General features: G+C 45.0%; 16 protein-coding genes. 9 read left to right on the plus strand and 7 right to left on the minus strand.

Translation table 11 applies throughout. The features are described 5' to 3' along the window. Positions 1-64 precede the first annotated feature (64 nt). The 7 genes from truA to alr form a co-directional block, all read right to left on the minus strand. Positions 65-826, minus strand: coding sequence for a tRNA pseudouridine(38-40) synthase TruA (gene truA / locus ABIL00_04910; GenBank protein ID MEO0110094.1), 762 nt, complete (start codon positions 824-826; stop codon positions 65-67). Then, positions 787-1,167 (minus strand): TraR/DksA C4-type zinc finger protein, encoded by a 381-nt coding sequence (locus ABIL00_04915; GenBank protein MEO0110095.1) that lies wholly within the window; start codon positions 1,165-1,167, stop codon positions 787-789. Before ABIL00_04915 ends, truA begins: the two co-directional genes overlap by 40 nt. Next, the gene (gene ileS, locus ABIL00_04920) at positions 1,160-4,111 is read right to left on the minus strand and encodes an isoleucine--tRNA ligase (protein ID MEO0110096.1); all 2,952 of its coding nucleotides are present in this window, start codon (positions 4,109-4,111) and stop codon (positions 1,160-1,162) included. Before ileS ends, ABIL00_04915 begins: the two co-directional genes overlap by 8 nt. Before the next feature lie 2 nt (positions 4,112-4,113). Next, positions 4,114-5,514 (minus strand): PQQ-binding-like beta-propeller repeat protein, encoded by a 1,401-nt coding sequence (locus ABIL00_04925; GenBank protein ID MEO0110097.1) that lies wholly within the window; start codon positions 5,512-5,514, stop codon positions 4,114-4,116. A gap of 157 nt (positions 5,515-5,671) precedes the next feature. Then, the gene (locus ABIL00_04930) at positions 5,672-6,112 is read right to left on the minus strand and encodes an Hsp20/alpha crystallin family protein (protein MEO0110098.1); all 441 of its coding nucleotides are present in this window, start codon (positions 6,110-6,112) and stop codon (positions 5,672-5,674) included. 71 nt (positions 6,113-6,183) lie between these two features. Further along, positions 6,184-9,060, minus strand: coding sequence for an AAA family ATPase (locus ABIL00_04935; protein ID MEO0110099.1), 2,877 nt, complete (start codon positions 9,058-9,060; stop codon positions 6,184-6,186). A gap of 9 nt (positions 9,061-9,069) precedes the next feature. Continuing rightward, positions 9,070-10,230, minus strand: a complete 1,161-nt coding sequence (alr, locus tag ABIL00_04940) for an alanine racemase (GenBank protein ID MEO0110100.1) — start codon at positions 10,228-10,230, stop codon at positions 9,070-9,072. 69 nt (positions 10,231-10,299) lie between these two features. Here alr and ABIL00_04945 point away from each other — a divergent pair, with 69 nt between their 5' ends. Genes ABIL00_04945 through ABIL00_04985 form a run of 9 tightly spaced genes read left to right on the plus strand, consistent with a single transcriptional unit; the run spans position 10,300 to position 20,205 of the window. Further along, positions 10,300-10,821, plus strand: coding sequence for an NTPase (locus tag ABIL00_04945; GenBank protein MEO0110101.1), 522 nt, complete (start codon positions 10,300-10,302; stop codon positions 10,819-10,821). Positions 10,822-10,867: 46 nt separating this feature from the next. Continuing rightward, positions 10,868-12,052 (plus strand): poly-gamma-glutamate synthase PgsB, encoded by a 1,185-nt coding sequence (pgsB, locus tag ABIL00_04950; GenBank protein ID MEO0110102.1) that lies wholly within the window; start codon positions 10,868-10,870, stop codon positions 12,050-12,052. A 35-nt stretch (positions 12,053-12,087) separates the two neighbouring features. Beyond that, positions 12,088-12,537 carry a poly-gamma-glutamate biosynthesis protein PgsC gene (gene pgsC, locus ABIL00_04955; GenBank protein MEO0110103.1) on the plus strand — a complete coding sequence of 150 codons (450 nt, stop codon included), beginning with the start codon at positions 12,088-12,090 and terminating at the stop codon, positions 12,535-12,537. After that, positions 12,534-13,517 carry a poly-gamma-glutamate system protein gene (gene pgsW, locus ABIL00_04960; GenBank protein MEO0110104.1) on the plus strand — a complete coding sequence of 328 codons (984 nt, stop codon included), beginning with the start codon at positions 12,534-12,536 and terminating at the stop codon, positions 13,515-13,517. Before pgsC ends, pgsW begins: the two co-directional genes overlap by 4 nt. Further along, positions 13,514-14,287, plus strand: a complete 774-nt coding sequence (locus ABIL00_04965) for a hypothetical protein (protein ID MEO0110105.1) — start codon at positions 13,514-13,516, stop codon at positions 14,285-14,287. Before pgsW ends, ABIL00_04965 begins: the two co-directional genes overlap by 4 nt. Continuing rightward, complete coding sequence (locus ABIL00_04970; GenBank protein MEO0110106.1) at positions 14,274-15,203, plus strand: hypothetical protein; 930 nt, start codon at positions 14,274-14,276, stop codon at positions 15,201-15,203. Before ABIL00_04965 ends, ABIL00_04970 begins: the two co-directional genes overlap by 14 nt. Continuing rightward, positions 15,196-16,140 carry a hypothetical protein gene (locus ABIL00_04975; protein MEO0110107.1) on the plus strand — a complete coding sequence of 315 codons (945 nt, stop codon included), beginning with the start codon at positions 15,196-15,198 and terminating at the stop codon, positions 16,138-16,140. Before ABIL00_04970 ends, ABIL00_04975 begins: the two co-directional genes overlap by 8 nt. Beyond that, positions 16,124-19,048 carry a C25 family cysteine peptidase gene (locus ABIL00_04980; protein MEO0110108.1) on the plus strand — a complete coding sequence of 975 codons (2,925 nt, stop codon included), beginning with the start codon at positions 16,124-16,126 and terminating at the stop codon, positions 19,046-19,048. The genes ABIL00_04975 and ABIL00_04980 overlap by 17 nt, the downstream gene beginning before the upstream one ends. Positions 19,049-19,056: 8 nt before the next feature. After that, positions 19,057-20,205, plus strand: a complete 1,149-nt coding sequence (locus tag ABIL00_04985) for a YCF48-related protein (GenBank protein ID MEO0110109.1) — start codon at positions 19,057-19,059, stop codon at positions 20,203-20,205. The last annotated feature ends 1 nt before the right edge of the window (position 20,206 follow it).

Here is a 20,206-nt window from a genome sequence, read left to right on the forward strand (position 1 = left end):
AATTAGAGGGTAGGTTAAAAAATAAAATGTTGCATTTAGGCAAATTTTGTTGTAAAAAGGCAAATTAAAATTTAACTTTTCTTAAAAATAATCCTTGAGGAGGGGCGGTGAGAAATGGCCGGTGGGGTTTGCCTTCTAAGGCGTTTATAATATCTTCCTTTGTAATCTTTCCCCGGGCATAATCAACTAATGCCCCAACAATCCTCCGCACCATCTTATAAAGAAACCTGTCCCCTTCAATTTTTATTATTAACTCCTTTCCTCTTTTCTTTATCTCTATCTCTTTCAATTCGCAAATCCCTTTTCCTTCTCTTTTAACAAAAGGGGCAAAATCCCTTTTTCCCAAAAATAGATTTAGAGCCTCTCTCATTTTTTCTTCGTCAATTTTGTATTCTAACTCCCAGACTCTCTCCCTTTTTAATGGGGAACGACCAAAGAAGATATGATATTCGTAGACTTTACTCTTCGCTGCCCGGCGCGCAGAAAAATCATCTCCTTTTATTCCAATCTTTTTCACATAGATATCCTGGGGCAAAAGGGAGTTTAATGCCTTCTTTAATCTCGCCAGGGGTAAAGCCTTCGGACATTGGAAGTTAACGAAGAAAGAAAGGGCACTAACTCCCCGGTCCAATCGGCTAACACCGGTCGTTTTAATCTTTTTTTGAAAGATTATTGCTAAGACCTTTTCTAATTCTCCTTGGACGGTTCTTTTCTTTGGTTGTTTCTGCCAGCCAAAAAACTCTTGGCCATCAAACTCTAATTCTAAAAGGAGATTAAAATGGTTGGCTATTTTTCGCCCTGCTTCGCTTCCAAAGTCTTCTGGCATTTAATACAGTAGCGGCAGTAAGGGAGCGCCTCTAACCTCTCCTCAGCAATCGGTTTCCCACACCTTTCGCAGATTCCGTATCTCCCTTCCTTTATTTTCCTTAATGCCTCTTCAATTTTAAATAAAATTTCCCTCTCTTGGGTAGTAAGTTGGGAAGCGATTTCCTTTTGGTAGGTCTCAGAGGACAAATCAGCGATATGGGTGCGGAAGGTAGAAAGTTCCCCGGTAGAATCTTTATCCCCCCTTTCTACAATATTTTCTAACATCTTCTTCTCTTTGATGATCTTCTCTTTTTCTTTAAGGAGTTTCTCTTCGTAATGGCGCAATTTCTTCTTATCCATCTTTTCGGGAAAGGGTAATCTCAACCTTCATTCCCTTGATGGTCATCTCCTTGCTGATACCCCCCTTCTTCCCTTCCTCTACTTTTACCGCCAGTGTCTCTTGGGCGATATATTGGGAATGTTTCTCAATCGCCTCCTTCAATTTCCCTTCGGTAGAAAAGTAGAGGAAAATCCGGTCGGTTACCTGAAACCCGGCTTCTTTGCGCAGTGCCTGAATCCGCCGAATCAGTTCTCGGGCTAACCCTTCCAATTCCAATTCCGGAGGCACTTCTTTTGGTAAATAGACCGCCAAATCTTCATCAGCCATTATCTGCTCCTTAGGATAAGACGATAAATATCTCTCCTTGGATAAGAACTGAGAACTTTTGAGGTTTAACTCCTCTTTTAATAGTTCTTCGTAATTCTTTAGCGCTGGAATTTTATCTTCAGGCAGGAAGAAGATACCCTCGGAGAGAGGCATCCTTACCTTCAACTTGAATTTTTCCCTCAAGGCACGTCCCAAAGAGACAAGGTTCCTAACAATTGCCATCTCCTCCTCCAATTTTTCGTCCCGGAGCGCTTCTTGGTATTCGGGGAAGTCATTTAGGTGAATGCTCTCCGGAGCATCGGGTAACACATCCCGCACCAATCTCTGGTATAACTCCTCTGCCAAAAAGGGCATTATCGGAGCGATGATCTTTGTCAGGTTCAATAGGCAGGTATAGAGGGTCTGGTAGGCGGAAATTTTGTCTTGGTCGTTTTCCGATTTCCAGAAGCGCCGCCTTGACCTTCGGATATACCAAAGGGATAAATCATCAACAAATCTTTCAATCTCTCTTGGTACTGGTGCCGGGTCGTAGTCATCCAGATGCTCAGTCACCTCTTTTACTAAAGCCATAAGCCGGGAGAGGATCCAACGGTCAAGTAAGGGACGCTCTTTAAGGGGAATCTCTTCTCCTTGGGGTGAGAATTTATCAATGGTGGCATAGGTGAAGAAGAAGGAGTAGACATTCCATAAGGTTAAAAGACGCTTCTTGGTCTCTTCCCCTAATCGCCAACCAAAGAGGAGGTTTTCGGTTGGGTTATGAGAAACAAATATCCAGCGCAAAACATCTGCGGAAATTTTCTCTACCGCCTCGTCAAACCAAATGACATTTCCTTTACTCTTATGCATATCCTCCCCTTTTTCGTCTTTGAGGAGGGCATAACCCAAAATCGTCTTCACCGGGGCTCGGTTCTCTAACACCGTTGACATCGCCAAAATGGCATAAAACCAGTTACGGAATTGGCCGGGAAAACTCTCGGTGATGAAATCAAAGGGAAACCATTCCTGCCAATATTTTCGGTCTTTTAAGTAATTGAGGGTGGAGAAGGGGACAATTCCCGCATCAAGCCAAGGATTACCCACATCCGGAATTCGGGAAACCACATCCCCGCATTTCTCACATCTTATCTTTACATAGTCAACCCAGGGGCGATGGGGGGAATGACCTTCAAATCTCTCCCAGCCCAAAACCGCCCTTTCTTTCAGTTCTTCCTTACCACCAATCACGGTGAAAGAGCCACAAGAACATTCCCAGATGGGTAAGGCAAGTCCCCAGTAGCGCTTCTTAGAGATTAACCAATCCTCCATATTCTTGAGCCAATCCAGTTCCCTTTCTAACCCGTATTCCGGAATCCAGCGCACCTCTTTTGCTACCGCCATAATCTTCTCCCGCAACTCCGCCATCGCTATATACCACTCCGGCACCAACCGGAAAAGAAGTTCGGTTCCGCAACGCCAGCAGACCGGATAACGGTGGGTATAAGGCTCCACTTTATAGAGAAATCCCTTCTCGCGGAGGGAGTTTATAATTTCCTCTTCCACCGCTTGGGCATTTTTCCCAGAAAGGAAGGAGTAATCGGAAAGGAAGTTCCCTTCCTCATCAATTGGGGCAATCACGGGTAAAGAGAACTCTTTTCCTAAGAGGTAGTCTTCTTTTCCGCAACCGGGGGCAATATGGACAATCCCGGTCCCTTCGGTCGCTGAGACCTCCTCCCAGGGAATTACCTTGTGAATGATTCCCTTTTGGGGGGGTAGTTCATCAAATGGCCCCAAATAGAGCCGGCCAACCAATCTCTCCCCTTTTACCCTTTCCAAGACTGCTGATTCGGGAATGTTGAGCGCGGAAAGTCTCTCTTCTAATAGATAATAATATTTTCCATCATCCCCTAACTTAACTTTGACATAATTGAGTTCCGGATGAACAGCGCAAGCGACATTACTCGTTAAAGTCCAAGGGGTAGTGGTCCAGACCAAAAGGAAAGTCCCCTCTTCCCCTCTTAAGGGAAAGGTTAAAAATAAACTTTTGTGGGTTAACTCCTGATAACCTTCCGTAACAATCTCATGTTGGGAGATCGCAGTTCCACACCTGGGGCACCAGGGAACAACATCCTCCCCCTTATAAATCCAACCTCTTTTATGACACTCTTTTAGGAAAAACCAGATGTGGTAATTATTCTCATCCGACATCGTATAATAAGAATTTTCCCAATCCATCCACTGCCCCAACCTTATTGACTGTTGGGTTTGAATTGCCGAATACTTTTTTACCCTCTCCTTACATTTCTCTACGAACCGTTCAATCCCATATCTCTCAATATCTCTCTTTGACTTAAAACCCAACTCTTTCTCCACTTCCACCTCCACCCACAGCCCCTGGCAATCAAACCCGTTCTGGTATCTCTGGTCAAAACCCTTCATCGCCTTATAACGCAAGAATAAGTCTTTATAGGTTCTACCCCAGGCATGGTGGACACCCATCGGATTATTGGCAGTAATTGGACCATCAAGAAAAGAGAACTTCTTCTTCCCTCTATTCTTCGCCATCAATTTCTTAAAGATTTTCCTCTCCTCCCAGAAACTCAAAATCCTTTTTTCAATTCCCACCCAATCGGGTAATGATGGTAAAGGTTGGTAAGGCATAATTAACCTTTCTTTCCTGTGCGCCGCAAATTTCCTCTAAACATTGGCCAGCCATTAAAAGCCGGCCTCCCTCTTGCCACCACCGCCACCACTCCCCCTTCTTCCCCTAAATAAATTATCCCATCCGGAGAGAGGGTAGGGGAAGAGACAAGGTCTTCACTTGCCACTTTCACCGGTGTTGCCCAGAGCCTTTCCCCCTTACTTAAAGATAGGGCAAAGAGTGAATCCTCTCCCTGTCTCTTTCCGTAGTCCACCGCCAGATAAACAATCCCCCCATCAGAGATGAGGGGGGTGGAAGGTAAGCCACCGGTGGCAAAAGGTTGGGGCCAGGAGTCACTACCAGTTCTGGTAAAGCCGTGGATATAACCTTCCTCGTCCCCAGCGATTATCAGGTTACCCAAGATCACTGGGGAAGAGGAAACCGGACCGTAGAGATACCTAATTACCGTGGAATCCTTATAGATCGCTCCATTATCACAGCCAAAATAGATATTTTCTCCCTCGTCAATTGCGGGAGAAGATCTTGCTTCCTCCGGTAAAATTACCTCCCATTTTGCCGGACCTAAATCTGGTGGGTAAGCGGAGAAAACTTCTCCCCCCACAAAAACCGTGCCGTTCAAATCAATGCTCGGGGAAGAAATTCCTTCCCCACCCTTCCGACCTTTCATCTGAAGCACTTGCCCCAAGGAACTGATCAAAAATATGGTATCCGAAGTTGCCAGATAAATACTACCATCCGCACCCAAACCGGGAGAAGATAAGATTTCCTCTCCCAGGTTGAGAGACCATAAGAGGTTGCCCTGAGGAGAAAGGCAATAGACCTCTCCCTCCTCTGTGCCGAAGATTATATTCCGGTTGTCGGTAATTAAAGGTGAAGCGGAAATGGGCGCTTCCCCAACAAAGCGCCACTTCTCCTTCCCGTCTGGTTTTAGAGCGTGGAGATGGCCCATATCGCAAGGAAAATAAATTGTGCCGTCAACGGTGTCAAGAGCACCGGAGGCGACGAAATCACCATCTTCATCGCAGAAAAAGCGCCAGAGGACTCTTCCCGGATTGAGGGGGATTACAGAAAACTCCTTTGTCTGCCAACCCGATTCCTTACCGCCTTTATCCTTCGCCTTCACCCGGACATAAAATTTGAAGGTGTCGGAGAAGCGATGGGAATCGGTATAAAAGGAATCAGAAGGTAAAAATGGCGACCAAGCACTCTGATTGCCGTCTCCCCAATCAAATTTATAAGAAATCTCATCCCCCTCCGGATCAATCGCCTTCACTTTAAAGATAACGAGAGAATCTTTATAACCAAAGGGTGGACACAGGATGACAAAATCCTTTGGTGCTTGATTTTTCTTACAGGCAAAAAAGATTATTATTAAAGATAAACTGATGATAAATTTTTTCATAAGTGGGATTATAAAGAGAAACCGAAAGATGTCAACCCTTAATTTTTAGCGGAATAGTATTTATGACCACTTTCCAAAAGAGAGTTAAAATTTAACTTGTCAAAATAGATAAAAAATGAGAGCGCCGGGCTTCTCCGGCGCTCTTCCCTTCCGAAGTTTACTCAATCTTGATCTCGGTCTTTATTTCCTTCTCCGTTTTCTTCTTCGGCAACGTCAGGGTGAGAACGCCGTTCCGGTAGGTCGCCTTCGCCTTCTGGGCATCAACCTCTACGGGGAGCGGCAGCGTCCGGGAGAAGGCACCGTAGACCCTTTCCCTCCGGTAATAATCTTTCTCCTTCACCTCCTCATCCCGCTTCACCTCACCCTTAATCGTCACCGTATCCTCGCCCACCGAAACCGAAAGGTCTTCCTTCTCCACACCCGGAATATCCGCTTTGATAATTAGATCCTCACCCTTCTCATACATCTCTACCGCCGGCTCAAATTCACCCACCAGACGAGGAAAGCGTCGGCTCCGGCCGAAGAATTCGTCTAAGGTCTCCCTAATCTCTTCCTCTAACTCTCGGAAGGGACGCCATGGTTCCAACCATCTTTTCATAGGCACCTCCTTCATTATTTTATTTTCTCCTACATTTTTAGATTCTAAGTCTTCTTTTAGAGATTCGGAAATTAGATGAATTCGGGGGGCAGTTGGTCTTTCAATTTCATCGTCACAATCTTGGAAACCCCCGGTTCTTCAGAGGTGACACCCAGAAGGACATCCACCTTTTCCAAGGTGAGCCGGTTATGGGTGATAATCACCACCTGCGTATTTTTACTCATCTCCCTCAAAAAAGTGACGAACCGCTCCACATTGGCATCGTCCAAGGGAGCATCAATTTCGTCCATAAAAGAGAAGGGAGCCGGTTTCACCTTATAAAAGGCGAAAAGTAAGGAGAGGGAAAGAAGGGCTTTCTCCCCATCCGATAACTGTTCCAATCTCTTCGGATTCTTCCCCTGCGGTTTGGCAATGATTATGATATCCGAAGCGATCGGGTCTTCGGGTTTCTCTAAGATTAAATCCCCTTCCCCTTCAATGAATAATCGGGCGAAGACCTGCCGGAATTCTTCCCGCACCTTCTCAAAGGTCTCTAAGAAATTTTCCTTCACCTTCTGGTCAATCTCTCTAATTATACTCTTCAGGTCAGCGCTCGCCTTCTGACAATCCATCTCTTCTCTTAAAAGTTTATCCAGTTCTTCTTTCTCCCTTTCGTATTCCTCTTTGGCTAAGGGATTCACCTTGCCCAGATTGAGAAGTTTCCGATTGATCTCTGCCAAACGCTCCTCTTCCCCACTTAAGATCAGCATCTCTTCCTCTTTTACCTCCCCGCCAATCTCCGCGGCGAGTTGGCTAATCTCTTTTGCCATCTCTTCAATCTCCCTTGCCAAAAGGGCCTCGGCCAAACTCTTCTCCTCCCTCTCCTTTCGCAAATTCTCAATCGCGGTGCGCTTTTGTGCCATCTCTTTTTCCAATCGCTCCTGTTCAATGCCCCCTTTCTCCTCCTCTTTCTCTTTTAATTCCTTCTCTAATTCCGCTACCATCCTTTTTAACGCTTCGTAATTTTCATTTGCCTTCTTCATCTCTTCTTCTATCTCCGCCATCTCCTTCGCTAACGCTTCCCCTTTCAATTTCGCCTTCAGTTTCTCCTCATCAATAAGTTGCCACTCCCTTTCCAAAACCTTCCGCTCCTCCCTAATCTTCCCCAAACGCAAAAGGATCTCCGAAGATTTTTGTAATCTCTCCCTACTCACTTGCTTCAAAGACCTAATCTCCTTTTCCAATTTTCGGATCTCTTCTTCTTTGAGTCGGCTTAACTTTTCCCATTCCGCAATCTCCTTCTCCTTCTGCACAATCTCCTCCCGTAGTTGGGCAACGGCCAATCCCTGGGTTTTATCCGAACCCGCGATGATGACCACCCCTCCCGGTCGGAAGCAGATCCCTTCTTTGGTGACGAAGGCATAATTGGGGAATTGGAAAAAGAGATGCGCCGCCTCCCGGTCGTCTTGACAGATGAAAGTTTGCCGAAGGAGGGAAAGTATTAACTGGGGACAATCTTCTTTTATCCGGCAAACATCCGCCAGGCAGGGAAGGTTGAGGTCCCTTTTCTCTTCTCCTTTTTCCTTTTGCCCATCGGCTAAAAGGAAACCGATCTCTTTCGGAAAGAGGTAACTTTTAATCCGGAAATCCTTTATTAGGTAGAAAGAGTAATAGGGGAAAAGGGCAGCAGCAATCGCCCGTTCGTATTCCTTAGGCCAAACGAAGAAGTCAATCGCCTTTCCCAGAATCTTCTCCTGATCAATAATCTCTTCCAAATTGGAAATCTCCTTTTCGGCGAGGAGGGACCTCTTAGCGGAAAGTTCACTACTTGATCTTATCATCCCGTCAAAGATTTCTGCCCTTATCGCCTCCTGTTTCTCCTTCTCCCTTTCTTTTAAGGAAATCTCTTCTTCAATTCTCTTTATCTCTTCCCGCAGAGCCGCTAAATCCTTCTCCAACTCATCTTCCGTTGCCTTGAGGGTAAGGATCTCTTCTGGTTTTTTCTCTTTGCCGAGACTAACCCGAATCTCTTCTTCTTCTCTAACTAATCGGTTCTGGGATTCCCGGAGGAAGGAGAGTCTGCTCTCCCATTTTACCAATTCCTGAATGCAAGAGGTGAGTTTTGCCCTCATCTGGGAAAGTTCCCTTTCGTAATTCTTTATCCTTTCCTTCCCTTCCTGCCATTCCTTTTCCATTCTCTCCATCTCCTGTTTTAGGGAAGATAAGCGCCGCGCCGTTTCTTCTAACTCTTGACTTAATGCCTCCCTTTCTTCTTCCTTCATCTTCTTCTTCTTTAAGATTTGAGAGAGGAGGAGTTTTTTCTCTTCCCGGCGCAGTGCCTCATAAATCTCCCACCGCCGCTTCTGCCTTCTCAGGCTCAGGACGATCCTTTTCCGTTCCCGGATAATGTCCGCCAGGCGCAGTAAATCCCTTTCCGTCAGTTCCAATTTCTGTAAGACCTCCTTCTTACTCTCCTGGTATTTCTTCAAATTTGCCGCCTCGTCAAAAAATCGTCGCACCTCCCCCGAGATGATCCGCCGGATGTCGGAGAGGGAAAAGAGGGAATAAGCCTTAGAACCGGTGGCAAAGAAGAGTTCTTCAATATCCTTGAGGCGGCAGGGGTGGCGGTTGAGGAAGTATTCCATCTCGCCGCTTCGGAAATAACGCCGTTTGATTTCAATCTCGCTACCGTAAGGCAAATTGGGATCATCGCTCTCTAAGATGAGTTTCACCTCACAAAAGTTTAAGGGGGGACGGTTTTTTGTCCCGGCGAAGATTAGTTCCTCATTCCGGGTGCAGCGAATTAAGGAGAGGTTCTGTTCCCCTAAGACCCAGCGGAGAGCATCAAGGATATTGGTTTTGCCGCAACCGTTCGGTCCCAAGATGGCGGTGATGCCATCGGAAAATTTTATCACTGTCTTTTCCGGGAAAGACTTAAAACCGAAGAGGTGGAGTTCTTTCAGGCGCATCGGCAAAGGTCATCTCATCTCCAAAATCTTATCACCATCTTTAAATATCCGGCGCACCCGGGGGCTAATGCGGCAGGTGATCTCATAAGGAATGGTATTCGCCCAAAAGGCGATTTCAGAAACTGTGATCTTCTCTTTACCATCTTCCCCGATGATCGTGACGCGCTCGCCGATCTCAACTTTGGGGATGTGAGAACAATCAACCATAAATAGATCCATACAAACTGCCCCCACAATCGGCGCCCGCTCTCCCCGGATTAAGACCTCTCCCCGATTCGTGAGGGCATAGGGGATACCATCACCATAACCCGCCGCGACCACGGCGATTAGAGCATCCCGCGGTAGGATAAACCGCCGTCCGTAACTGATACTTGTCCCTTTCGGTAATCTTCGCAAATTGACCACCCGGGAATAGAGGGAAAGTACCGGTTTGATCCGGGAAAAGAAAGCCCCCTTTCCCTTCACTTCTGGTTTGATCCCATAAGCCAATAGCCCAGGCCGCACCAGATGGTAATGGGCGGTCGGGAAATTTAAGAGGCCGGCGGAGTTGGCTAAGGAGAGGAGACATCTTCTCTTTTTGGGGAGGTGAGAGATAAAATCCCGAAAGGAAGCGATTTGCCTTCTTGTGAAGAAAGGATCAGAGTCAGCCGCGGGAAAATGGCTGAAGATTCCTAATAACTTAAGATAGGGGTGGGTTAAAATTTGGGGGATAACTTTTAATGCCTCTTCGAGTAGGAAGCCGGTCCTCCCCATTCCGGTATCCACTTCTAAATAGACCGGGATCTTTTTCTTCTTCCGCTCCGCCACCTCTTTTAGAATTTTTAAGAAGGTAGTTTCGGTCACCGTGGGGATGAGATGATATTGAAGAAGTTGGGGGATCTTCTCATAGGGGACAGGACTTAAAACCAAAACCTTTGCCTCCCTTGTGCTGTTTTCTCGCAGGGCAATCCCTTCTTCCACACTGGCGACACCAAAATAGTCAACTTCCCCTTTTAGATAGCGAGCGATCTCCTTTGCTCCGTGACCGTAGGCATCCGCTTTTACCGCCAAAAGAATCTTCCTTCCCCTGACAAACTTCTTAATCAGACGTAAATTTTCCTTGAGTTGGCGGACATCAATCTCCGCCCAGATTCTTTCCCCAGTAATGGTGGAAGAAAGTAAGGGAACCATACCCCTAAATGATAAAGAGGAATTCCTTTTTGTCAATTTACTATTTAAGATTTGGTGTTATAATTGGTGATGGCGAAGATATTGATTAAGGGAAGACCGGGAATTGGGAAGACCACCCTGATTAAAAAAGTGGTAGAAAATTTTAAAGAGAGAGGGAAGAAGGTTTTCGGATTTTATACCGAGGAGATAAGGGAAAAGGGGATGAGGGTTGGTTTTAAGGTAGTGGGTTTAACCGAAGGGGAAGAGGTGATGGCTCATATCAACTTTTTTACCCCCTATCAGATTTCCAAATACAAAGTGGATTTAAAAAGATTTGAGAAGATTGCCCTTCCTGAGTTAGAAAGGGGTTTAAGAAAGAGGGGGGTGATAGTGATTGATGAGATTGGTAAGATGGAACTCTTCTCTGAGAAGTTTCGCGCCTTAGTTTCGGAACTATTCAAAGAGAAGCGGGCAATTATTGCCACCATCCCGATTGCCCAAATTCCTTTTCTTTCCGAACTTTTGAGAATTCCTGATGTGCAAGTGATAGAGATTACCTTAGCCAATCGGGAGGGGTTAAAAAAGGAATTACCCTTTATTTCCGAAGAGTGAGAGGAGTTTTTCTTGACAGAGTAAATTTTTTTTATAAAATCCACTTATGCTACTTCTCCTTCTTAGCCTTTTAGTTTTTATTCTATTTGGCATATTGGAATATGTTCACCATAAGAAAAATCAGGAAGTGATTCCTATCCGAATTCAGGTTAACGGCACCAGAGGAAAATCTTCGGTTACTCGACTCATCGCCGCCGGTTTGCGGGGTGGCGGTCTAAAAGTCATCTCTAAGACTACCGGCACCACCCCCCGCTTCCAGATTGATAATAAGACCGAATTCCCCATCCGACGCTTGGGTAAGGCAAACATTATTGAAGAGGTAAGAATTGTGCGCGAGGCGGCAAAGAGAAGACCGGATGCCTTAGTGATTGAATGTATGGCATTAGTCCCCCAATACCAGAAGATAGAGCGAGAGAAACTAATTAATCCCACAATCGGGGTGATTACCAATGTCCGGGCCGACCATTTGGATGTGATGGGACCAACGGTGTTAGATGTCGCCACATCCCTTGCCAATACCTGCCCCAAACAGGGAATTCTCTTCACTGCGGAGAGAGAGTTCTTTTTTGTATTTAAGAATAGGGCAAAGGAATTAAAAAGTACGGCGGTCTTAATAAACGAAGATTTGGTGAGTGATGAAGAGATGGAAGGATTTTCCTATTGGGAGCATAAAGAAAATGTGGCGTTGGCGTTAGCGGTTTGCGAATATCTCGGGATAAAAAGGGAAGATGCCCTCCGGGGGATGAAAAACTCCCTACCTGACCCCGGGGTTTTAAGGGTCTATCGGATAAAAGAACGGGGTAAAGAAATTAGTTTTTTTAATGCCTTGGCGGCTAATGACCCGGATTCTACGAAAATGATTGCGGAAAAGGTCTTTCTTAAGGCGCCGGGCTTAAAAATCCTTTTGGTCAATTTGCGAGCGGACCGCCAGGACCGATCCCGGCAATTGGGAGAGATGGTAAAGGAGATTAATTTTGACTATATCCTTCTCACTGGGAAAAAGCCCCTCCCCTTTCTCAAAGCGGCAAAAAGAGTTGGCGTTAAAGAAGAGAAGATTCTAAACCTCACCGATTCTTCTCCGGCTTTCGTGTATGAGCAAATCTTTTCACTAATTAATTTGCCGGAGGCGGAAAGGGTGGTTATTTTAGCGGTAGGTAATATCGTGGGCTATGGTCAGGAGTTGGTGGATTTCTTCGCTCAAAAGTCCGTCCTTGTCGGAAAGTCCGCCTGAGGCGGATTGGCACGATTTTTGCTTCTTCTCTTTCTATGCTGATTGAAGGTGTTGGCTTAGGGATGTTTTTCAGTTTCCTCCTTTCTGAGACATTAGGTTTAGCGGCGGGTGGGATTGTTGTTCCGGGTTATTTTGCCTTAACTCTATCTGAGCCTTTCCGGGTCTTTTCTACTATTCTCTTAGGGATAGTTTGTGCCCTTATCGCCCAGATTGTCAGTTCTTTTATCATCCTTTACGGCCGGCGCCTATTTCTCTTCTGCGTGGTCTTGGGTTATCTCTTGGGCTATCTGACAAAGATTTTCCCCGCCCTTCCCTTAAAGAGCGAAGTGGTATCCATTGAGACGATTGGTTATGTAATTCCCGGCCTTTTAGCCTATTGGATTAACCGCCAGGGTATTATTGAAACTCTATCAAGTCTAACCGTAGTGGCGATTTTGGTCCGATTCCTCTTGATTATCCTCTCTCAGGGAAGATTACCTTTATGAAACGGAGATACGGCAAGGTTGGAAAAACTACTCTTTTAGCCTTTGCCCTTTTCTCAATTATTCTTTTACTCTTGGAGATGGAGACGAAGAAGGTGGTGAAGGCGAAGGATTATTCGGAGATGTTAGAAGCGGCGCGTTTGGCAGAGAGCGCCTTCTCCCTTATCAAGGAAGAGAGGCTAAAGAGGGGAATTGAGTTGGATTCCATAAATGACCCATACCTCTCCGGTCTTATTGGCCGGCCTTCCTCTCCCATCACAATTGGTCATAAAAGTCTTGATGAAGTTCTTTTGACGACCTCCCCCAATTTTGCCGGAATTATCCTCTCCCTCCTAAAAAGAGAGGGTGTTAGAAAAGGGGATACCGTGTTAGTTGCCCTTGATGGCTCTTTCCCTGGTCTTTACTTCTCGTTTTTGGCAGCGGTTAAAATTTTAGGCTTAAACCCTTTTATTTTAGGCTCTTTAACCTCTGCCCCTTGGGGTGCCAACCATCCCAGTTTTACCTATTTAGATATGGAAGGGATATTAAACTCTTCTCACCTCCTTCCTTTCCGAACCCAATATGTCCTATTAGGCGGATTCGGTCTTTCACCCTTTGCTCGGGAACTACTCTCCCAAGCGGCGGAGAGAAATGGCATTCCCCTTTTCACAGAAGAGAAGATCCCCCTTTATCCGAAAGGGAAAATTTTCTGTCTGATCGGCGATTTGCCGAATACCCCCTTAGAAAAAGAGATGAGAAAAGGAAAAGTTAAGGTCTTAGGCCTTTCCCAACCAAGTTCCCTATTAAAAAGGCTATCAATAAAGAGGGAAGACCTTTTCCAACCCCCAGGGAAAGGGAAAATCTACGAAGAAGAGGTCTATTCCCTTTTTTTTGCTTACCTCTTTGCGCTTTTAATTTTAATTGCCCTTTTTATTATCATCCGTTATGATATAGAATATTACCTCTTACCAAAGAGGGAGAAAATTGAGGAGGAGGCGATATGAGCCGCGTGATCTGCCTTGCCTTTCTTATCTTCTTTCCGCCTGCGGCGGACTTTGGCGCTTCTGGGGAGATGGTGAAGTTAAGGAAGTTGAAGGTGGTGGAGGAAGAGTATAGAATTCTCACTAAGAAAAACCCGATTGAGATTACGGCTTTTGGACCGGCAAACTTAAAAATCAATACCCACATCCTATACCCTGAGAATTTGGCAGAAGCGAAATACATATTAGTCTTGGAAACCGAGGAGGGGGAGAAGTTTTATTCCTTTAAGACGCCTGCCTCCCGGACTAAAGACGAAAAGGGAAGGAGGTATGGTAAGTTGCGGGTGATTAATTTCCCCATCCCTTCGGGAACCCATCACCTCCGTCTCCACCTCCTTTCTTCTGAAAAAGAGACCTGCGCCGTGAAGATTATCTTGGAAAAGGTGAAATGGGAAGAAGTAAAACCAACACTTTATAAATCCTTGGTCACTCTCAAAAAGAATGGCAATATTTTTTATTACGAAACCCCAATCCGGATCAACTTAAAAGGGGGAGAGTATAAGTTTTTGGCTCGGCTCTTCCAAGAAAAAGGTGAAGAGACAATGCGGGTTTTTATTAAGAAAGAGGGCGGAGAGATAATAGAGAAGGAGTTTTTAGTCGGTTTGAGTCCCATAGTTTCATCTTCTAAGGAAAATGTCTCCCGGCCCAAAGGTTTTTATCTTGAGTTACCATCCGGAGAGTACTCAATTGAAGTAAAAACCCGGGGGATGGTGAAGGTTTATGAGAAAAGGTAGTTTAGTGGGCTTTTTGGTCTTCTTCCTATTCGACTTTTACCTTTTCGGAGAAAAGATCTCCTTCTCCTTCCGTTACGACACCAACCCCTTCCTCCTCTCCGATTCCCAAAGAGATGATTTCCTCTCTGGTAAAGAGATGGGGATTAAGACTTATGATGATTTACTAACCCGGATCTCTTTTCAACCCTTCTCTTGGGCAATTAAAGAGTATCGCTTCTCATTCACTTTCACGGGTAATTTTTACTACCAAAATCCGATTAAGAGTTATACCCAATTCCGAACTCAAGGTAAAAGGTTCTTTGGCAGAGTGAACCGGTTCGGAGTTATAGAATACGAATTTTGCCCGTATTATCTAATCCGCCCCTTAAAAAATGGGAATCTAACTTACACTTCCCATTCCTGGGAAGGAGAATTAACATCCAAGAAGACTTCTCTTCTCTTTTCCTTTTCCCTTAGGGATTATCCTGCCCTTTATAATGCGTACGATTCTAAGATTTATTCCTTAGGGCTAAGATCCGCCTTTGGCGAGATAAGATCCGCCTTTGGCGAGATAAGAGGGGAATTTAAATTAAATTTCCTTTCCGCCGATGGCGGACTTTCCACCTCAGGCGAAAAACCGGATATCTCCTATCGGGGGATAATGGGAAAATTAGGTTATCGGAGCCGGATTGGTCTCGGCATTTCTTTAAGTTTAGAGAAGAGGGACTTTACGACGAAAATTGACCCGACGCATAGGGGAAGAAAGGACCTCATCGGAGAAATGGAATTTTCTTTCTCCTTTCCCCTTAAAAAGAAGAGTTATCTCTCTTTTGGCTATCTCTATAAAAAGAGGAAGAGTAACTCCGAGAGCGAAGAGATTAGTGAGGAGAAGTCTTATGAGAAAAGCATCTTCTCGCTGGGGGTGAGATATGAATAAAATTTTACTTCTTGGACTCTCCTTCCTTCTCTTCTGTGGCTATCCGAAACCAAAAGAAGAGATTTTAGTTAAAGTCTCAGAAGTGCGTTTAAGGGGTTATCCGAACGGGATGGCATTCCTACCCAATTCCGATTATCTCTTTGTCGCTTCTGGTCAAGGTGGCTTAGAGGTGATTGACTTAAAGGAGGAGAGGAAGGTGTTAGAGTATCTTGATTTTGAGAATACCTCTTGGGATGTGAAAATTTCTGACTCTTTCGCTTTTTTGGCTTACGGCAAGAAGGAGTTATTAATTCTTAAATTCTCTTTACCGGATACCATCTATCCGATTGGGGTTAATGAGTATTCGGTCGCCTACGGTTATAGTTTGGCTTACGACTCTCTGAGGAAAAAGGTCTATTGTGCGGCAAGGGAACAGTTTATCACCTTTGATGTCTCTGACCCCAATTACCCAATTGATATAAAGAAGGAGAACTTTCCCAGTGTCCGGGGGATCTTCTTTGACGGGGAGTATATCTATTTAGCATGTGAACAACTGGGGGTTATGATTTATTTGGCGACCGATTCCTTTCCGGTGAGAGTTAGTAGTTTTGACTCTTCTCTTAATGCAAGAGACTTGTGGGTGAAAGATACTTTTCTCTTTATCGCCGACGGCCGGGCAATAACCATTGCTTCAATTGCTGATAAGAAGAGGCCGCGGTTTTTAACTTCCATCCCGATCTCTGGTTATGCCCAGAAGATTACCGGATTTAATAATTATCTATTTTTAGCGGCAAATGAAGGAGGGTTATATCTTTATGACCTATCTTCTTTTCCACCCGAAGAGAAGGCACATCTTAAAGAAGGCTATGTCCGGTGTGTCCTCTATCACCCGGAAAAAGAAATTTTATTAGTTGGGGAAAGGGATAAGGGGGTGATAATTTATGAGATTAAAGATTAAATCTCTTATAATAACTTTCATCTTCCAGATTCTTTCCGCCCAATTACTAGTGATCACTCCTGATGATTTCTATAATAATATCCAGCCCTTAGTCCAATGGAAAAAGGAGAAGGGTTATAATCTCTTTTTAAGAAAGATCTCCGAGATTGGCTCCACCGCTCCCCAAATTAAATCATATATCCAACACCTTGCCGATTCTACCAATCTCAGATATACCTTATTGGTTGGTGCCATAAATAAGATTCCTTCTTTTGACCTGCCCGGACCACCAACCGGAGTTACGGATTACTATTACGGCTGTCTCACTGATGAGTTAGTGGCAGATGTCCTGGTCGGTCGGCTCCCGGCGAGTAATACCAGTGAGTTGGATGTGATGGTGGCAAAGATTTTATCCTATGAGAAAAATCCTCCTACGGCGGATACTCTCTATTTTAAGCGTGCCTTAATGGTCGCGACCAGTTATGTTGGGGGAAGTGGCACACCCGCGGTTACCGCTTTGGAGACGAAACGTCTTTTAAGAAGGAATCTTCTGGCGAGTGGCTTTTTAATGGTGGATACCGTGTTCCATCCACCTTCTACTACTGGCGAATCAATCTCCTCGGCGGTGAATCGGGGGGTTTTGTATGTAAACGGTCGGGGCTGGGGAAATTCTGATGGCTGGGAATATCCGAGATTTGACCGGAATGATGTCGGAAACTTAAATAATGGCTTCAAACTGCCAGTGGTGACAAGTTTCTATTGCGCCACCGGTAATTTTGCTCGGAATCCTTGCTTCGGTGAAGTCTGGCTGAGGGCAGGCACACCTACTCAACCAAAAGGGGGAGTCCTTTTCTTTGGTCCTTCTTATACGACAACCTCTACCCGCTGGAATAATTTCTTAGACTGTGCGGTATACGACGCCATATTCAATAAAGGCATCACCACCGCCGGGGAAGTCTTCCTCTATGCGAAGAAAGAACTTATAAGAAACTTTCCCCTGCCTTCTGATTCTTTAGATTTGAGAATCCATATCCAGTCTTATAATATCTTAGGAGACCCAACCCTCTCCCTCTGGCGGGGAGTTCCCAAAACCCTTTATCCAAATCATCCGCAAAATTTAGCGGTTGGCACCCAGAGGGTGAGGGTGAGTACTAACTTAGAATCCTGCCTTGTCTCCTTTTATTCTACCGAAGGTCCGCCTCAGGCGGATTGGACCAATCGGGAAGGGGAAATTTACTTGGACTTAAATCTACCGCAACCGGGTTCTATCACCCTAACGATTACAAAAAGGGACTACTTACCCTATCAGGTGAGCCTACCGGTGGAATTGAGAGAGTTTCATTGCGGGTTCTTTTCTTATGAGATAAGTTCCCCTTCTCCGGGAATACAGGAAATTTATTTAACGGTAAAAAATTATGGTACTAATCCCTTAAATGATGTCTCGGGTATTTTAAGAAGTGATGGGACAAAGGCGCAAGTCTTAGATTCTCTTCTCTCCTTTGGTGACATCCCACCCCAGGCCACTTCCCGTTTCGGTCCTTTAAGGGTCTTAATTAAAGAGACCGCAAAAGATAAAGAGAGTCTATCTTTCTCCCTTCTCTTAAATAGTGGAGGGAGATCTTTTAGTACTGGTTTTAAGATTGAGGTTCACTCAACTGCCTTTACTTTCTTATCGGCAAGGGTTAGTGATGGGAATAACCAGATTTTAGAACCCGGAGAGGATGTGAGTCTCTATCTCAAGATTAAGAATACCGGTCGGGAAGGGGGAGAAGTTTCCGGTGTTTTAAGGGCTTTAACCGATGCCGGTTTTTTTAGTGATTCCATTGCTAACTTTGGTTACTTCTCGCCGAATGAAGAGAAGGAAAATCTTGACCCCTTCAATTTCTATCTCTCCACCGATTTCACCGGCAACCGGAAATTAAAATTCCGGCTCTTTCTCTATGTCAATAATAACTTAAAAGAGAGTTTAGATTTTCTCTTATCTACCGGTCCTTATGAAGAGAGGAAACCTTACGGTCCTTCCCTCTATGGCTATTATGCCTATGAGAATAATGATAATCATCCCCAGAGGCCGAACTACTTTTGGCGGGAGATTGACCCGAATTATGGCGGCTCTGGTGAGAGATTAAATCTAACCGATGATGGAATAGTTACTCTCTCTCTCCCTTTCCCATTTCGCTACTTCGGGATAGAGTTTAATCAAATCTCTGTGAGTGCCAATGGCTATTGTGTTCTCGGCGCATCCGAGTTTAAGAGTCCTTATAACTTTAACCTGCCTTCACCCTATTCCCCAACAAACCTCTTGGCAATCTTCTGGGACGATTTCCGACCCGATACCCTTAATGCTTCCGGTGTTTATCACTACTACGATAGCGAAAATCATATCTATATTATTGAATGGTCAAGGGTGCATCACATCCATGGTTTTCGGAATCGGATACTCGGGGAATTACAGACCTTTGAGATTTGCCTCTTTGACCCGCAATTTTATCCGACCCGCACCGGTGACGGCGAGATTATTTACCAGTATCTCTACTGCCAGAACGACGATTCATTTCCTGGTGATTGTCACAACTACGCGACGGTGGGGATTCTCTCGCCCTCAGGAAGCGATTATCTCTTAGTCACCTTTGCCAACCAGTACCCGATTGGCATTTCTCCCTTAGGACCGGAAAGGGCGATAAAATTTACCACCAACCCACCGGATACTTTCAGTCTCCTTAGGGAAAGAGAGCGGGAAGAGAAAAGGGTATTCCCAACAATTACGAAGATGAGAGACTTTCTTGATAAATACGGAAAAACGGAGAAGGAGATAAAAATTTACAATGCCTTGGGCAAAAGGGTCTTCCTTGAAGGGAAAAAGAGAATAGGTCCGGGGATTTATTACTTGATTATGGAGAAAAGGAGGATTAAAATAATTGTGCCTTAGGAGGTTTTATGAAATTAAAGATTTCTTTCGTCTTTTTACTTTTTGCCTTTAACCTCTTATTCTCAGAGACGGTGTATCACGGTTGCGCCATTACCCCTTCTGGTTATTTCTACCTCGTGGAGAAGGAGTCAAGTAAGGTCTATGCCTCTTGGGATACCGGTCGGACCTGGCAGGATTTGGGCAGACCGAATATGACCGAGCGTTGGCTCTATGATATATTCTTCTTAAATGATACATTAGGGTGGATTGCCGCGGAAGGGGGCTTTATCTTTCATACGAGGGATGGCGGTTTTTCCTGGCGGCCTCAAAACCAGGGGGGAACAAAATTTGCCCAGAGGGTATTTATGTTAAATGAAAGGTTTGGCTGGGTTGCTTCGGGTGAGGCAATCATCTTACGCACGACCAATGGTGGTGAAGAGTGGGAGCAAGTGATTCTACCCAATCCCCCATTTCCCGGGGATACGGTTGACTTTTATGGGGTCTATTTTATTGACTCTTTAACCGGCTGGGCAGTTGCCGGAAGATATCCGGTTGGCGATACCTTTATTAAGGGTCAGGGTTATATCGCAAAGACAATAGATGGTGGTCTTAACTGGTCCTTACTGAGAAAGGATACCATCTATGACTTCTTTGACTGCTATTTCGCAAACGAAAACGAAGGGTGGGTGGTTGGTGGTAATGACCGGACCCTTGAACCCTGTATCCTCCATACCACTGATGGTGGAGAAAATTGGGAAATCCAAAACCCTCCCACTGGTTATTATCTCCGGGCGGTCCATTTTATTGGCCGGGAAGGTTGGGCGAGTGGGATGTTTGGTACAATCCTATATACTCCAAACGGCAGGAATTGGACAAGTCAAGTAACTGGGGTTCCGGGGACGATTTTTGATATTGAGTTTCTGAATAGTGAGATTGGCATAGCGAGTGGCACAGATTTTGCTTTATGGACAATAGATGGCGGTAGAAATTGGCATATGACCAATGTAGGAATAAAAGTCCGCCAAAAGGCGGATTCAAAGATAAGGGATTGGGGAGTTAGTGGTGATATTATTTATGATGCCAGCGGTCGGAAGGTGAAAGAGATGAGAAAGAAAGGGATATATTTTATCCGCCCCAGGCGAATTGACAAGTCAATAAAAAAAGTTATCTTAGAATAGG

Source organism: candidate division WOR-3 bacterium, assembly GCA_039801905.1.
Lineage (GTDB): Bacteria > Hydrothermota > Tepidihabitantia > Tepidihabitantales > JBDRVQ01 > JBDRVQ01.

Excerpts from the sequence above, each read along its gene's own strand:
- truA (MEO0110094.1), bottom strand. The coding sequence starts at position 826 with ATGCCAGAAGACTTTGGAAGCGAAGCAGGGCGAAAAATAGCCAACCAT.
- ABIL00_04915 (MEO0110095.1), bottom strand. The coding sequence starts at position 1,167 with ATGGATAAGAAGAAATTGCGCCATTACGAAGAGAAACTCCTTAAAGAA.
- ileS (MEO0110096.1), bottom strand. The coding sequence starts at position 4,111 with ATGCCTTACCAACCTTTACCATCATTACCCGATTGGGTGGGAATTGAA.
- ABIL00_04925 (MEO0110097.1), bottom strand. The coding sequence starts at position 5,514 with ATGAAAAAATTTATCATCAGTTTATCTTTAATAATAATCTTTTTTGCC.
- ABIL00_04930 (MEO0110098.1), bottom strand. The coding sequence starts at position 6,112 with ATGAAAAGATGGTTGGAACCATGGCGTCCCTTCCGAGAGTTAGAGGAA.
- ABIL00_04935 (MEO0110099.1), bottom strand. The coding sequence starts at position 9,060 with ATGCGCCTGAAAGAACTCCACCTCTTCGGTTTTAAGTCTTTCCCGGAA.
- alr (MEO0110100.1), bottom strand. The coding sequence starts at position 10,230 with ATGGTTCCCTTACTTTCTTCCACCATTACTGGGGAAAGAATCTGGGCG.
- ABIL00_04945 (MEO0110101.1), top strand. The coding sequence starts at position 10,300 with ATGGCGAAGATATTGATTAAGGGAAGACCGGGAATTGGGAAGACCACC.
- pgsB (MEO0110102.1), top strand. The coding sequence starts at position 10,868 with ATGCTACTTCTCCTTCTTAGCCTTTTAGTTTTTATTCTATTTGGCATA.
- pgsC (MEO0110103.1), top strand. The coding sequence starts at position 12,088 with ATGCTGATTGAAGGTGTTGGCTTAGGGATGTTTTTCAGTTTCCTCCTT.
- pgsW (MEO0110104.1), top strand. The coding sequence starts at position 12,534 with ATGAAACGGAGATACGGCAAGGTTGGAAAAACTACTCTTTTAGCCTTT.
- ABIL00_04965 (MEO0110105.1), top strand. The coding sequence starts at position 13,514 with ATGAGCCGCGTGATCTGCCTTGCCTTTCTTATCTTCTTTCCGCCTGCG.
- ABIL00_04970 (MEO0110106.1), top strand. The coding sequence starts at position 14,274 with ATGAGAAAAGGTAGTTTAGTGGGCTTTTTGGTCTTCTTCCTATTCGAC.
- ABIL00_04975 (MEO0110107.1), top strand. The coding sequence starts at position 15,196 with ATGAATAAAATTTTACTTCTTGGACTCTCCTTCCTTCTCTTCTGTGGC.
- ABIL00_04980 (MEO0110108.1), top strand. The coding sequence starts at position 16,124 with ATGAGATTAAAGATTAAATCTCTTATAATAACTTTCATCTTCCAGATT.
- ABIL00_04985 (MEO0110109.1), top strand. The coding sequence starts at position 19,057 with ATGAAATTAAAGATTTCTTTCGTCTTTTTACTTTTTGCCTTTAACCTC.